This is a genomic window from Dyella ginsengisoli LA-4 (genome assembly GCF_000334915.1).
In the GTDB taxonomy this organism is placed as follows: domain Bacteria; phylum Pseudomonadota; class Gammaproteobacteria; order Xanthomonadales; family Rhodanobacteraceae; genus Dyella_A; species Dyella_A ginsengisoli_A.
On the sequence record NZ_AMSF01000016.1, the window covers coordinates 1 to 14776 of the forward strand.

Sequence of the window (14776 nt, forward strand, 5' to 3'; positions counted from 1 at the left end):
TCCCGAATTTCGTCGCCAGATCTGCCAGAGCGACCTCAAGGGGGGCACTGAGGCTACCCACGATAATGCTCCCTAATCACCCGATCACCGACAGACGTCGCCTCACGGTCTGCTGACTACGAGTCGGGACCGCGCTGCGAGACCCGACGCGCCAGAAACGTATCTCACCGTGCGCGGGTGGCCGCAGGGCCAGGGTTCGACCAATCACGAGCCGAGCTAGTCCTTACCTTTTCGCTTGCTCTTTGGCGCTGGCTGTTCCTCCGGAATTCTCAACCGCGTGGAGTCAAGCAGCGCGCCTTGCGGGTAGTCCTTCAGCCAGTCGGCGAGTTCCGCTGAAGAGCCCATCTCCACGTCAGGGAAAGGCGCTGATGCCATGCGCTTGATGTCCAGCGTCGTTGGGAAGTGCCGCGCGATGACTGCCGCAGTTCTACGGATACCGAGAGGCAGGGTCTGGTCCTTGTTCAACTCGACCAAAAACGCGCCGGCCCACACCAAGGATCTTGCTCGTTCGCTCGGAGTCGTCATGTTCTGGATCCTCGGGAGGAAAGGATTAATCAGAATGAAAACGGTGTCTCGTGGCTTGAGCCTGGCCGTCGAGGTTCCTCGGAGCGAGGGACGGCCTCGGTTCGCTCAAGCCGCCCCCTTACGCCTCATCGCTACGTCACACGCAGCCCAGTCCACATTGTTCCCGTGCCCGCATATGCACGTGCTCGGCGACGCGGGAGGCTCCTCTTCTCTCAGGTTCCGTAGAACTGGATACCGTACCGGCAATGCTCTGGCAGAAGTTCATCGGGCGACTTGCAAGACATAGTGACGGGCAACCGCGGACCAGGGGACAGCGAGTTCAATTCCAATGAGGTGAGCTGGACGATGCGCTCTTCACTCCCGAAGGTCACGACCAAGGTCAAAAGCAAAGAGACCTCCGATAGATCAACGCCACGATGCATTTCCACCAGATAAGCAGCCCGCACCGCCGCCTCGCGTGCAAACAACGTTTGGAGAACTCGCACCAAAGCTTCGGTCGGAACTGAAGGTGGGCAGAACCCAACTTGTTCTTCCTGCTCGCAAATCTCATGAAAAAAGTGGCCGAGGGAACGCCCGTCCAACAAGGCGGTCACCTCCGGGGGATACAGGGCGACACGATCTCTATTGGGGTTCAGCATCAACGTCGCGCCCCGGGTCAGCTCGAGGAGGCGGCGACCAGTCATCGCGACGATGCCGACTTGTCTCACAGCAGCGACCTCTTCCGCCTGCTCGCGATCGCTGAAGAACGGTAGGACAGTCTGAGCGTTATCGGGACGAACAAATTGGATGAAGCGGATCCGATCAGGCGGAACGTGTTCAGCGGGAACATGCGCGTACACCGTTAGCTCCAAAAGAGCCCTGAAGACCGCATCTTCCGACGCTATGGCCTCTGCGGGGTTTGCTGCCGCCCTCGCAGCCTCCAACAGCGCGTCGAACTTCTTCTTGGTCACTGTTGCCACGCTCGAAGTCTCCACTAGACAACCTCTCTTGGATCATCTCGCACGAAGCCCTCTCGCCGGACGATCATGCGCCCTACTCGTCCTTCAAATAGCCTCGACGCTTTTGCCGCAGCGCCTCAGCAAACCGATCAATGAATTCCCCCATGGGCCCACGAAAGCGCAGCGCCTCCGATGGCAGAGCGATGCCAAGCTCTCGTGCGATGCTAGTGGCGTACTGGATCTGGGCGTCGGTTGGGGGTTTGAGGTCGGTGTCCAAACATTCGGCCAAGCTCGTCGCGAAGCAGGAAGCTAAGCGCTCCCGGAATCCGTCGATAGCTCCCGTGTGTGCTGCCCGATTGTATTGCAGCAGCCAAGCCTCCCGGACAACGTCATTGAGGGGGAGAGAGATGCCGCTGTCGTCGTCGAGTACGAGCCGCATAAGGGAAGCAAACCGGTGCTTGAGGGGTGTCGCTTGCGCGTGATGCTACGAAACTCGTAGTATCGGGCGCAAGGCAAAGTTACGAATCTCGTAGGACCTCCTCCGCAGATTCGTTTCATGCCCCGACGAACGGACATTCGGCTGGTCTTCCAGCAACGCCTTAAGCAGGCGCGTGCTCTGCGTGAGCTTTCGCAAAAACAACTCGGCATTCAGGCAGGCTTGGACCCGTTCGTGGCCAGTACGCGCATCAACCGCTACGAACTTGGGGTCCACGAGCCGGACATGGCGACAATTGAGCGCTTAGCTGCTGCGCTGTCCGTCCCCACCGCCTATTTGTTCGCTGATGATGAGCGCTTGGCACGCATGATCCTGGCGTTTGATCAACTTCCTGCATCGGAGAAAGATCGTCTGCTAAAGGCGGCTGAATCCTCCTAGCCCACTTCGCTACCTAACGATGGATGCTCAAGAAAGCATCGGTTGAGCGAGGAAGTCGACGATCCAGAAGACCAGCACACCGCCTGCGCTTCTGGAAGAAGGGCATGCCTTGCCCCTCACTCGAACAGGAAGATTTCTATCCCAGCTGTTCGCATGATCCCCTCATGAGTCTGCCTTGGGAAAGAAGAAAGGGAGGCGCCGCTTCCCCCGCCTTACCTTCTCGTGCCCCGGCTCTGCTGGCCGGCGAACCCAATGGTGCAGAGGCACAACATCTTCAAGAAGTGGAACTGGACGAGGAGAAGCGGGGCGGCCTTCAGCTACATCTCTTGAAAGGATCCACGGAGGTGTTCCCTGCCATGCGGTGGGCATCAATACTTCAGCCCTGAACGCCTCCCAGTCAATGAGGATCCGTGTGAAGAACCAGCGGATGCCGCCAACGCCCATCATGTCCTCTATGCATTGAAGCAAAAGGTCGATGTCCGGCCTCACCCAGGCTAGTCGGCAGACGCTTGGGAGCGCCGTATACATGTGAATTGCGAGCTCCGCGCTCCTCTGAAATTCGCTGCGGGCGACAGCGGTCCTTAGTAGCGCCAGGATTGCGAGGAACCCGGGAAGATCACCGCGTCGCGAGAGTGAAGCAGAGTCCTCCCATGCGTAAAACACAACTTCCCCCGGAGGCGACGGGAAGATGCCTGGTGGCGGAAGCGCCCAACGTTTTTCGCCGTCGATTTGCCGACAGTACAGACCTTGAACTATTCGTAGAGCAGCGGGAGCGCTCAAAGCACGAGGGGAAAGCAGCCTGTAAATCCCGAGCACATATTCGGTGTTAGGTACTCGACTCTCCACTCGGTGAGCGATGCGCGTCGATACTGCAGTCTTACCTTTCTCCCAAGACGTCGGCCCACGCCCGTCAATGCCGTACGCGCGGTTTAGCTGAGAAAATGGTTTGTCGAGCTTATCGACGATTTTTGATGCCTTAGTGATTCCCAACCTCAACAGGACGAGCCTCAACCAAAGCCTAGTTCCAAGGATTCGCGCGGCGTTCGACATCGAGAACGCTTATCACAAAACAAATCAAACGTCTAGTTCATGAATTCGACATGTATGTCGCCTTTTCAAACCATGCTCTTGCCATGCAGGGCGGCACTCTCCATGGTCGGCAAGCAAGGGAGACTGAGGAGGACAGTCGAAGAGATGAAGACCAAAGCCGAACGTGAAGCGTCTCTTCGCCAGCGATTTGGTGACCTGCTGACACTGTCCGATCTTGCGATCGTGCTTAGGTACCCGTCGGTCGGCGCAATTCGGAAAGCACGGTCCCGAGGTCAGCTGCCAATCGCCCTCATACGGATGCCACCAAGGCGCGGATGGTTCGCCACAGCCAGTGCCGTCGCAGAATTCTTGTACTTACTTGAAAGTGGAGGACGTCATGTCCAACGGACGGACTAGCTCACGGCAGCAGCCTAAAACTAGGCATGCGGTGCTTTAGCGATTCGATCCCTAGAGCAACCCGAGTTAGGCCAAAGCTCAAAAGGAGAAGTCAACACAGAGTTCAAGCAGCAGCAACAATTTTGTCTACGGCAAAAACTGAAAACCCCCGGGTCGGACCGGGGGCGGGCTCAGCTAAGACACTACAGGTGCCAGAAGGCTAACCCCGTTTTTCGCCGACGTCTACCCGCCTTCCCCAGAAGTGCCGGGTACGGGCAGCTTTTCTTCACTGGAGCCTTCGATGACGATCGCCTTCTTTGGCCGGCCCACACCGTGGGCCGAAACAGCGCCGTGCTTTTTGATCACCAGCTTGCAACGACCTTCTTGGTCGGCGGTACACCTCGCGGCGGATATTGTGCCTGTGAGCCTCAGCCCAGGCTTCCTGCCTCCCGGCCGCCCATCATCCGCCAAGCAAACTTTCACTAAATTGTTCGCGTATCTGCGACTGGCAGTTTCGACGCCTCCGTTTCAACAAGCTCCTCGCTTCCCCGGCCACTCGGCAAGCGCTCTAGAGACATTATCGGAGGGGGCGTGATGGCAACTACAAATCAATCTTCTGCGACGGCGCCCTTTGAGGTAACCACGAGACTCCATGATGGCTCACCGCGCCCCTGTGCGCCTCGGCGGTTCGGTCGCCGAGAGTTTGAACGTCGAGATGTCTATGGCTTCCAATCCGTAAAGGAAAGCCGAGCCGTAGAAGTTGACGGACTGCTTGCACTGAGTGTTGCGCTCTCTCTTGAATGCGATCCGCAAATCAGCGCCTACGTCGAGCGGCCACGCAAACTGGCGGTCGGGGGTAAAAGCCTGGAGCTGGACTTCTGGGTGCGTCATCGGTCTGGTCGCGAAGAGTTCCTACTCGTGGTGTGTGAAGCCGACTGTATCGCCAATCCTGGCGGCTCCCGATCGCCGCGGGAATCCAGACGTCTAACGGATGCTGCATCTGCTGCGTCAATCAACCTCCGATGTGTCACCGAATACGACGTTCGTGTTGAAGGCGGCATGCTTATGGTGCGTAACCGATTGCTCGCCTTCACACAGGTCGCGCAGACGCTCGACAGCGGGCTGGCCCTTCGCACTCGACTTCTCGACTATTTCGCTCACGCCAAACGTGCCCGCATCGATCAGGTCGAAGAAGCGCTGGCCCCATTACCCCCGTCGGACTTGCATGCGGTGATATGCGAGCTAGTTTGTCTGGGCGCATTGACCTTCGATCCATCGCATGGACTCACTCGTCGCACCGTCATCGAACGGAGGATGCGCACATGAGCCCCCGGTTTACCGAACAAGAGGCGCAGACCCTACTGACCCTGCCACGGCCTGATACCAAGGCGATGAGAGATGTGGATGATCACACGAGGCGAGCTATCGATAATCGCGTGGCCGCATTGGTCGAGCTCATACAAGGGACATCAATCAAGGCAGTCGCCAAGCGCTACGGTCTGCACCGAAAGACGCTGCGCCGCATGCTCGATCTCGTTACTCAACCAGGGCTCGACGGCAGTCTGTTGGGGTTCGCTGTATGTATCCCGGGTGCACGACTTGTCGATCCACGGCCACGCACCGCGGGTATCCCGCAGAGCGGGCATGCGCATGCGATGACGCGGCTGGTTGAGGCCCTCCCAAAGCTTCACGAGCTGATCACGAGATTCACCGGCGCCTTGCCGACACGGACCAGGACGAGCCCTGCCTTCGATCGCCTCCATAAGGAGATGAAACGCATACTCAAGGTCGAAGGACTAGAGAACAACTATCCGCTCACGAGCCGGGACAAAGGGCGACGAGCCCTCTCGACCCTCATCAGCCGCGAGCGCATCAGGCGGGCCGAAGCGACGATGGCATACACGACGGCGCCCAAGCTCACACGACTGGATGATTTGCTAACCATCGAACCCTTCGACGAGGCGCAATTCGACGCTCATTGGATCGACGTAAAAGACATGGTGGTCGCGGTACCACTGGCTGATGGCACCTACACCCTCGCGCCCATTTCAGGTATGTGGCTCCTGGCAGAAGTAGATGTCGGATCCCGAGGGTGCTTGGCATGGCGGTTGGTGGTAGGTCCGTCCTACGACCAGATCGACCTGCTGCGAACGCTCGCTCGTGCCCTCCTTCCATGGCAGCCACAGGACCTGAGCGGTTCACACCTAGTGTACCTGCCTAACGCATGGATGCCCTCTTCCGATACGCCCACTCCGCGACCGCTACAGCTTTCGATGGACAACTTCTCTGGGAACATCGCTAAGCACGCACGGCGCACGATGCTTCACCACCAGCTAGGCATCTATCACTTTGGGGTGGCCGGCATACCTGAGACGCGTGCCGTCATTGAGGCATTCTTCAAGCGCATGGAAGAGGAAGTGCTGCGCTTCCTGGCCGGCGGTTTCGAACCAGCAACCCGCGATCGTGTTGAACAGCGTGTATCCGGCAGGAGTGCAAGCGACTACCCGATCTTTCTAGATCTACTGGAAAACTTCATGGATGTGGCGATCACGACCTACAACGTCTCGCCAAACGCGCAACTAAACGACCGGAGCTCGCGGGAGATCATCGAACGCTTCATAAGAAGTGGTGGTCTGGTACTGCGCTCAACCAGAAGCACCTTGGATGCAAGCGACCTCACCCGCTTCCGTGTGGAAGTCACCCTTCGAGGGAGCAAAGCGAATGGGGTGTTGCCGCATGTGAACTACGGCTACGCCACATATCGCAGTGAAAAGCTCAATGCACGTTGGGACCTCGTCGGGAAGCGTTTCCCCGGCCACGTCGACGATAGCGATGCGCGTGTCCTTCAGCTCCTTGATGAGAAGGGGCTGCCATATGTCGCGCTGCATGCGCTACCACCTTATGCGCGCACTCCACATACACTCGAGATGCGGCGCCGGGCTGAACAATGGCGTCGCAGCCATCGTGCAGGACTCAACGGTATTGACGATGCCATTGAGGCTTACCACGCCGACGTCCGCGAGCGGGCCCGTTCGATAAAATGGGCAGCGGACGCAATAGCTAGTGGGGTCGTGCCCGCGAAGCCCCCCTCTCGCAAGGCCGGATCATCTCTCGCCGTGAACTCACTCGCCGGCCTTCCACCCCGAGGCGGTCCCGTACGCCTGCGTTGATCCAATGCTGCCGCGCGCTCGGCGCGGCTGAGGACAATTCATGACTGACGAACTTCACCCTATGCTCAGGGCGCGGCGTCCCCTCATCTTCACACGCCCCGCCGAACGCTTGGCTAGCGACACAAAGAACAGCATCGAGATGGGTGCCAATGCCCTGTGGCTAGAGGGCTTTGCCCGTTTTGGAAAAACATACGGAGCTCGCCAGCTGGTGCAATCCACCCGCTGGCGCCCGTTTCCCATGTACATCGCCGAGTACAGTTATACACGTCCGACCAAACCAGGCGAGGGGTATTTCGCCAACGGGCTACTTGAGCAACACGGTCAGGTCGTAGCGAAAACCGCTCTTAGTGTCCAAAGCATCATGCGTTACACACGCATGCTCCGTGAACAGGCCCAACGTCATGGCGCCGAAGTCGTCAGTTTGATTTTCAACGAAGCCAACCGCTTTACCGTTGACGAATACGAAAACTTGCTGACCATCGATAACGAGCTAGAAAAGTACGTACGCACTTTCCATATCCTCATCAACCAGTGCGATGCGAGTAGATACGGCCCAGCCGGCATTGATAAACGCCCCCCACGCCATTTGTTTGGGCGCTACTTCACCACTACACACAGCTACACGGGACTGCTGTGGGACATTCCTGAAAATGAACGATGCCAGCAGGCGTTGTCGGATGTTGCTCTCGCCTTTCGTGAGTACGATGAAGAGCTAATCTGGCCGCAGGGTTCAGGCATCAGCCATACCCGCCACTTCGCGGCCAAGGCCTACGCGGCCGGCTGGCGGCTGGGTACCCAGATTGATCTCATCAAGGAGGTCATCAATGACATTCGCACCGAGCATGGTCTGGGCGCGGTCTGTGAATGGCCAATGCAGACATTCGAGCATTTCGTCTACTTCGTGCTTGTCCGCATCGCCGGCGAAAACCCTGATTTCATTGAGCTCACCAAGGCTGACATCCGCAACGCGCTGATGCGGGCGTGCTACCTCCATATCGAGCCCGGTTACCAAGGAGGCCAAGAATGAAGGACGCACCGCGTGTTGTGTCGTTGCAGCTCCTCGAAGGCGAATCCCGTGAGCACCTAACGCCCTTTGGTGCAATGACCCAATCACCCTGGGTAGGCAGCGATCTGTCCGCTATCCCAGCAACATCAGCCTTTGGCTTGTTAGCACGCCTCGTTCGACTGAACGTCCTCGCACCGAGGGACCTCTTTGCCAATTTCGGTCTTCGGTTGCGCCGTGCCGACGACCTTTCCGAAGTGATGACCTTCTCCCGCGCGCGGCAGGCGGCACTCGCCAAGGCGCTTGGTCTAGCCGAGATCCCCCACGAGTGGAACCTCTCGAACTGGTTTCCCTTCCGTACTCATGCAGAGTTGCTGCGCGATCCCTGGAGCTTCCGCTACTGTCCCGTGTGCCTTGCAACGGGCTTCCACACACTGCTGCACCAGCTTCCCTGGTTTCACCAGTGTCCCTGGCACGGTTGCGCGCTACGCACTCAATGCCCTCAATGCCACGCGCCAACCGCCACCCAGGCTGATTGGGTGGTCGACGCTAATCTTCGCTGCAGAATCTGTGGGCACGACATGCTGGTAACTGAGCGGGCCATAGCGGCCACCTCCCTAGCCCCGAAAGGCGCGCGAGCGTTCCTTGAAACGTATCTAGCGTGGGTAGCCGAACAACGCGCAGAGGCACTGCTCCTTGTTCCAGATGCACCCTCAGGATCTCACGCAGCCCTGGCCGACCTCGTTGGAATGCAAAAGACGGGAGTCGTGAGCCGCTGGAACCGTAATGTCGCAAAAGTTGAATCACTACAGGCGCACCAGGTGGAAGTTCTGGACGAACTCGAAAGCTTCCGCCGCTTAGATGTCCTTCACCAAGAGCGCCCAGGGTTCTTGCAAGTCCCCAACCTGATGCGGAGAGCTATCGCCAAGGTCGCCTGCAATCTTGCTTTGAAACTGCCTCCTCACACGCTCACCGACCGCGAAATGCGTTTGTTCTTGGCAGGTCTTGGGATTGAGGTCCCAAAGGGATTTCAACCCGCCCATCGGGAGTATTCAGGGTCAGTATCCATGCTCCCGCCTACGAGTGTCGCAGGCCAGCAGTACCTCAATCTCACGTGTTTACACCCGTCCACCTACAGAGCCGCTATTCGTCTGGTCGATGTGGCAATCAACAACAGCTTGGCGATGGGGTACCACGGGCAAGTTTCGCCGAATGAAGCGCACCTTGTCTTGCAGGCTTGTCGAGCCATTCTTTGTCGCGGATATGCCGAGGGACTGAGGTCGGTCCTGTCACGCCACGTCCCCGAACTCTACGGCATGTCGCGAGATCGGCCGCACCTGAGCCAACCATGGGTGATTGTGATCCTCGAAAACAGCGACCTTTCCGCAGTTCGCGTTGTCTGGCGCCCTATCGCCCGCGTCAATTCCGGTGAAGCCGACGTTCTCGACCAAGCAGACGCGGCCAACCGCCGCCGCCAAAGGGCAGCTGCTCGGGGGCGGACTCGCAAGCGCCCCTAAAAAGGACCCGCCAGTAACGCGTCCAACAAAAAAAGGTATACCTGCGAGTGCGCAGAACCGTATCTGGTCCCCTATGAGTGCGCAGCTGGGAAATAGGGGCACACGAAAGCACGAGGCTTTGAGCGGACACGGGTGTCCGCGAAGGGCCCCCGCTGCCGCAAAATCATGGACTTAAGTGTGCACACGATTACGTGCGCTCAACACCACCACCAGCAGGATTTCGCCACGCTCGATCACGTCTTCGAATTCGCGCTGCACGGGGTCCGGCACCGCTGAGCCGGCCAAGGCGGTTGACCAGCCGCCAAGTGACGCCCCCGCCACGGTGCATCCGACCACTCCGGCGACGGTGATGCCGATCGGCGCGAAAACGGCAGCGGCAAGCCCGGCCAGCAGACCCACGGTGCCGCCGCCGACGACTCCCTTCATCGCCGCTGGATAGAAGTCGCCTTCCACCAACTTGCGGTCGTCGGGAATCTCGTCCAGCGAGATGTCCGATCGCGCGATCAGGGAGAGGTCGTCGTCATCCACTCCCGCCTTGCGCGCGGCATCCATGGCTCGACGAACGACGGCCATGTCCGGGGCGCAGAACACAGTGCGATGTTTCATCGTGGCATGCCCTCCACTGCTGCGGATAACCGCTGACAGCGTGAGCTTGCCCCGCATCACCTGATCGCGACGTCCCCCGGGCGTGAACCCGATGTCTGCGACGCCCCGGCGGCGGCCACCGGAACTCAGCGGCCGAAGATGATCTCTTCGCCCTCGTGGTCGCGGTCCCAGCCGCGCAGTTCGTCGCGGATGTGGGCGATGCGCTGGCGGCCGAGCGCGTTGCGCTCCTCGTCGAGCACGTGGCCGTCCAGCAGCTCGGCGATGCGCTGGGCGGTCGGCAGCATGGCGTCCCAGGCGTCGAGCGCGGGAATCGGTGCCGGCAGCGTCATGAAGAAGCTCAGGCCGGGCGTGCGCAGCGATTCCAGCCGTCCCAGGTCGAAGTTGCCGGGCTTGAGCATGTTGGCCACGCTGAAGATCGGGCCGAGCTCGCGCTTGCCGTCGACCAGGCGGTGGTAGATGCCCATGTCGCCGAACTCGAGGCCGGCCTTCTCCGCCGCCACCACCAGGTCCGGTCCGTGGAACAGCTCACCCTCGCGGGCCACCACGAACAGCGTGACGATGCGGTCCACCGGCATCTGCGGCGGCCGGCGTCCGAGATCGGAACGCGGCATCTCCCGCGGGGCCGGCTCGGCTGCGGGCGGCGCCACCGGTGCAGGTGCCGGTGCGGCCGATACCGTCGGCTGCGGGGCCGGAGCCGGCGCATCGTTGCCGAACAGCGCGCCGGGTGAACGCAGCGCATTGATGATCGACTCGGCCTGGCTGGACGGTCGCGGGGTGTTCCTGGCCTGCCCCGGCTCGTTCCCGCGCTCACCGGCGAGCGTGGCGCCGAGCTTCTCGAGCTCCTGGCGCAGGCCCATGTCCAGCTCGCCCTGCTCCGGCTGTTCCGGCAGATCGTGCTCCGGAGACTGCGCCACCCGATCGAGGGAACTGAAGAACGGATCGTCGGCCAGACTCGTGTGGCCCATGGTCGGCTCGCGACGTTCCTGGTGGCCCCCGGCGGCCGGCTCGGGAGCCGGTCGGCGCTTGCCCTGCTCCTTCTTCGGCTGGCCAAACAACCAGACCAGGCCGAGCACGATCACACCGGCGATCAGCAACGGAATACCGACGTTGGCGTTCCAGGCCAGAGCGAGGGGAATCTCGAGCGTCATGGCGAATGTCCTTTAGGCGGCGCCGGCAAGTTTAGCCGCTTCGGCCAGATCCACCTGCACCAGGCGCGACACGCCGGGTTCGCGCATGGTCACGCCGCACAGCTGGGTGGCGGCTTCCATGGTGGCCTTGTTGTGGCTGATGAAGATGAACTGCACCTTCTCGCTCATCTCGCGCACCATCGCGGAGAAACGGCCGACGTTGGCCTCGTCCAGCGGTGCGTCCACCTCGTCGAGCAGGCAGAACGGCGCCGGGTTCAGGCCGAAGATGGAGAACACCAGCGACACCGCGGTCAGCGCCTTCTCGCCACCGGACAGCAGCGAGATGTTCGATACGCGCTTGCCCGGGGGCCGGGCCATGATCGCCACGCCGGTGCTGAGTAGGTCGTCGCCAGTCAGCTCCAGGTAGGCGTGGCCGCCGCCGAACAGTCGCGGGAACAGCTCCTGCACGCCGGCGTTGACGCGGTCGAAGGTCTCCTTGAAGCGCTGGCGCGTCTCGCGGTCGATCTTCTTGATCGCGTCCTCCAGCGTTTCCATCGCGCTGGTGAGGTCGTTGAGCTGGTTGTCCAGGTAGGTCTTGCGCTCGCTCTGCTCGGCGTGCTCCTGGATCGCGGCCAGGTTGACCGGCTCCAGTCGCACGATCTTCTGGCCGATGTCGGTGAGCTGGCGGCGCCAGGCGTCGGCATCGGCGTCCTCGGCCAGTTCGGCCAGCAGCGCCTCCAGTTCCAGGCCGGACGCGGCGATCGCGTCGGCCAGCTGCTGCGCGCGCATCTGCAGCGCCTGGGCGGCGAGGCGCTTCTCCGAATGCTGCTCGCGCAGCGCGGCCAGCTCCTGCTCGTGCAACTGGCGCTGCTGTTCCAGCTTGCGCACTTCGATGTCGCAGTCTTCCAGCGCGCGCCGGGCCTCGACCAGTTGGCGGTCGACCAGCAGGCGCTGGTCGAGGTAGGTCTGGCGCTCGGCTTCCAGCTCGGCGATCGGATCGGCGCCGGATGCGAGCTGTTCGGCGATCTCGGTGCGCCGGGCCTCGACCGTGCGCAGCTGGGTATCCAGCCGGGCCAGCGCCTGCTCCAGCGAGGCCAGCGAGGAGCGCTTGGACTCCATCGACAGCGCCAGGGCGTGCGCCTGGTCGGCGGCCTCGCGGGCGTTCATGCGGGCTTCTTCGCGGGCCTCCAGCAGCGCGCGGCGCTCGTTCTCAAGCTCGCGGCGCTGGTCTTCCAGGTCACCCATGTGGTTGACCGACTCGTCCAGTCGCGCCCGTGCCTCGCGGGTCTGGCCCTGCAGTTCGTCCAGCTGCTCGATCAGCGCGGACAGCTCGCCCGCGACCTTCTCCGCGCGGGCGCGGGCGGTCTCCACCTTGCCGCGGTGGCTCTGCAACTGGCCGGCCAGTTCGGACTGGCGGCGGTGCGCGTTGTACAGCTCGCGCTGGGCATCATCGCGGCCGCGCTCGGCTTCGAACTTGGCGGTGCGCAGGTCTTCGAGCTGGCCGGTGGCCTCCTCGATGTGCGCCTCCAGCGTGGCGATCTGGTCGGTCAGCGTGCGGATGTCCCGCTCGCGCGCCAGCACGCCGACCTGGTTGCCCTGCGCCCGGCGCACGCGCGCCCACTGCGGGGCCAGCCATTCGCCGGTGCGGGTGATCACCGACTGGCCGGCAGCGAGCGAACCGACCCGGTTGCGCGCTTCCTCCAGCGTGTCGGCGGTGTGCACCTGCGACAGCAGCTGCATCGCCGCGGCCGGGCCGCGCACGCGCGCGGCCAGCGTGCCCTCGGCGCCCTGCCCGCCAGCCTGCGCGGCCAGCAGGGCAAGGTCGGCCTCGCCCAGCGAGGCGAAATCGTTGGCCAGCGCCAGCGGATCGTCCACCAGCACGCCGTCGAGCAGGCCGGCCAGCACGGTTTCCACCGCCGACTCCCAGCCCGCGTCCACCTGCAGCGATTCGCCCAGGCGGCGAGCCTTGTCCAGCCCGAAGCCGGCCAGCCAGCCGCTGGCGGCCGATTCCTCCTGGCCCAGCGCGGCGTGCTGCAGGGCTTCCAGCGAGGACAGCCGGCCGCGCGCGGTCTGCAGTTGCTGGCGCGCCTCGTTCAGCGCCGACTGCACCTGGCGCTCCTCGTCGAGCACCTTCTCGTGCGCCGACTTGTGCTGGTCGAGCATCTGGCCCAGCGTCTCGACGCGCTCGCGCTGGGTCTCGTGCTCGATTTCCAGCTGTTCGGCGGCCGCGTCCAGCGCGGTGACATCGGTGGCCTTCTGCTCGGCCTCCAGCGCCTCGCGGCGCCTGGCCAGGTCCACGGCCTGGCGGTCGAGGTAGTTGAGCTTGGTGCGTTCCACTTCCGCCGCGCGGCTCGATTCGCCCGCGGTGCGGGTATAGGCGTCCCAGCGCTGCTGCCAGTCGGAGAGCTTCGATTCGGTGCTGCGCTGGGCCTCGGCGGTCTCGTCCTGTATCTGCTGCAGGGCTTCGAGCTTGGGCTCGCCCTCGGCCAGCGCCAGGCGCAGCGTTTCGATCTGCTCGCGGTCGGTGGCGATGTGCGAGGCCAGCTCGGCATGCTCGCGTTCGGCCTCGCCCTGGGCGCGCTGCAGCCGCTCGGCGGTCTCCTTGTTGAAGCGCACCTGCTGTTCGACGCGGGCGATCTCGGCGCCGACCTTGTAGACCTCGGCCTGCACGCCGTTCAGGTGATCGCTGGCGGCGACGTGCCGCTCGCGCACGGTTTCCAGCTGCGCCTCGACGTGGCGCTGCTCGGCGAGCTTCTTCTCGATGGCGATCTCGGCGGCCGACAGGCCCTGCCCTTCGCCGTCGTGCTGGCCCTTCAGCGCGCGGTACTCCAGGGCGCGCAGCTCGGCTTCCTTGCGGGTCTGCTCTTCCTTCAGCGCCTTCCAGCGCTCGGCGGCGCGGGCCTGGCGATTGAGGTGCTCGAGCTGCTTGTCCACCTCGTCGCGCACGTCGCGCACGCGATCGAGGTTCTCGCGGGTGGACTTGATGCGGCTCTCGGTCTCCTTGCGGCGCTCCTTGTACTTGGAGATGCCGGCGGCCTCTTCCAGGTGGGTGCGCAGGTCCTCCGGCGCGGCCTCCACGATCTGGCTGATCATGCCCTGCTCGATGATCGAGTAGCTGCGCGGCCCCAGGCCGGTGCCGAGGAACAGGTCGGTGATGTCGCGGCGGCGGCAGCGCGCGCCGTTGAGGAAGTAGGACGACTGGCCGTCGCGGGTGACCTGGCGCTTGACCGAGATCTCCGCGTACTGGCCGTACTCGCCCTGCACCGAGCCGTCGGCGTTGTCGAAGATCAGCTCCACCGTGGCCTGGCCGACCGGCTTGCGCGAGTTGGAGCCGGAGAAGATCACGTCGGTCAGCGAGTCGCCGCGCAGGCGGCTGGCAGCGCTCTCGCCCATCACCCAGCGGATCGCGTCGATGATGTTGGACTTGCCGCAACCATTGGGACCGACCACGCCGGTCATGTTGGTGGGCAGGTGCAACGTGGTCGGATCGACGAACGACTTGAATCCGGCAAGTTTGATGGTGGTCAGGCGCATCGGCGGCTCGATATTCCTTGAGAGCGCCCACGCGGGCGCGGGGCGACGGGGCACTGT

10 protein-coding genes are annotated in these 14776 nt (G+C 62.4%); 5 read left to right on the top strand and 5 right to left on the bottom strand.

The window, feature by feature from the left end:
- Positions 1-216: 216 nt before the first annotated feature.
- Positions 217-525 (bottom strand): BPSL0761 family protein, encoded by a 309-nt coding sequence (locus C693_RS0104200; RefSeq protein WP_043598459.1) that lies wholly within the window; start codon positions 523-525, stop codon positions 217-219.
- Between the two features lie 212 nt (positions 526-737).
- Entirely contained in the window at positions 738-1484 is a 747-nt protein-coding gene (locus C693_RS0104205; protein WP_241762630.1) for an SseB family protein, read from the bottom strand.
- A 535-nt stretch (positions 1485-2019) separates the two neighbouring features.
- Here C693_RS0104205 and C693_RS0104215 point away from each other — a divergent pair.
- The 5 genes from C693_RS0104215 to C693_RS22925 all read left to right on the top strand — a co-directional run bounded on the left by C693_RS0104215 (position 2020) and on the right by C693_RS22925 (position 9452).
- Positions 2020-2337, top strand: coding sequence for a helix-turn-helix domain-containing protein (locus tag C693_RS0104215; RefSeq protein WP_017461006.1), 318 nt, complete (start codon positions 2020-2022; stop codon positions 2335-2337).
- Positions 2338-4356: 2019 nt separating this feature from the next.
- On the top strand, positions 4357-5088 hold the full coding sequence (locus C693_RS23555) for a hypothetical protein (RefSeq protein ID WP_157798547.1): 732 nt from the start codon (positions 4357-4359) through the stop codon (positions 5086-5088).
- Positions 5085-6932, top strand: a complete 1848-nt coding sequence (locus C693_RS22920; RefSeq protein WP_083868228.1) for a hypothetical protein — start codon at positions 5085-5087, stop codon at positions 6930-6932. The genes C693_RS23555 and C693_RS22920 overlap by 4 nt, the downstream gene beginning before the upstream one ends.
- 40 nt (positions 6933-6972) lie before the next feature.
- Positions 6973-7959 (top strand): hypothetical protein, encoded by a 987-nt coding sequence (locus C693_RS0104230; RefSeq protein ID WP_100243642.1) that lies wholly within the window; start codon positions 6973-6975, stop codon positions 7957-7959.
- On the top strand, positions 7956-9452 hold the full coding sequence (locus C693_RS22925; RefSeq protein ID WP_083868229.1) for a TniQ family protein: 1497 nt from the start codon (positions 7956-7958) through the stop codon (positions 9450-9452). Before C693_RS0104230 ends, C693_RS22925 begins: the two co-directional genes overlap by 4 nt.
- A 171-nt stretch (positions 9453-9623) precedes the next feature.
- On the opposite strand, the gene C693_RS21065 is transcribed toward C693_RS22925, so the two are convergent.
- The 3 genes from C693_RS21065 to smc form a co-directional block, all read right to left on the bottom strand.
- Positions 9624-10058: a hypothetical protein gene (locus tag C693_RS21065; protein WP_157798548.1), complete on the bottom strand. Its 435-nt coding sequence runs from the start codon at positions 10056-10058 to the stop codon at positions 9624-9626.
- Between the two features lie 125 nt (positions 10059-10183).
- Positions 10184-11206: a cell division protein ZipA gene (zipA, locus tag C693_RS0104245; RefSeq protein WP_017461012.1), complete on the bottom strand. Its 1023-nt coding sequence runs from the start codon at positions 11204-11206 to the stop codon at positions 10184-10186.
- Between the two features lie 12 nt (positions 11207-11218).
- Positions 11219-14719, bottom strand: a complete 3501-nt coding sequence (gene smc / locus C693_RS0104250; RefSeq protein WP_017461013.1) for a chromosome segregation protein SMC — start codon at positions 14717-14719, stop codon at positions 11219-11221.
- Between the last annotated feature and the right edge of the window lie 57 nt (positions 14720-14776).

What these genes read in the sequence shown, in the direction of transcription:
- C693_RS0104200 (WP_043598459.1), bottom strand. Translation starts at nt 525, where the DNA reads ATGACGACTCCGAGCGAACGAGCAAGATCCTTGGTGTGGGCCGGCGCG.
- C693_RS0104215 (WP_017461006.1), top strand. Translation starts at nt 2,020, where the DNA reads ATGCCCCGACGAACGGACATTCGGCTGGTCTTCCAGCAACGCCTTAAG.
- C693_RS23555 (WP_157798547.1), top strand. Translation starts at nt 4,357, where the DNA reads ATGGCAACTACAAATCAATCTTCTGCGACGGCGCCCTTTGAGGTAACC.
- C693_RS22920 (WP_083868228.1), top strand. Translation starts at nt 5,085, where the DNA reads ATGAGCCCCCGGTTTACCGAACAAGAGGCGCAGACCCTACTGACCCTG.
- C693_RS0104230 (WP_100243642.1), top strand. Translation starts at nt 6,973, where the DNA reads ATGACTGACGAACTTCACCCTATGCTCAGGGCGCGGCGTCCCCTCATC.
- C693_RS22925 (WP_083868229.1), top strand. Translation starts at nt 7,956, where the DNA reads ATGAAGGACGCACCGCGTGTTGTGTCGTTGCAGCTCCTCGAAGGCGAA.
- C693_RS21065 (WP_157798548.1), bottom strand. Translation starts at nt 10,058, where the DNA reads ATGAAACATCGCACTGTGTTCTGCGCCCCGGACATGGCCGTCGTTCGT.
- zipA (WP_017461012.1), bottom strand. Translation starts at nt 11,206, where the DNA reads ATGACGCTCGAGATTCCCCTCGCTCTGGCCTGGAACGCCAACGTCGGT.
- smc (WP_017461013.1), bottom strand. Translation starts at nt 14,719, where the DNA reads ATGCGCCTGACCACCATCAAACTTGCCGGATTCAAGTCGTTCGTCGAT.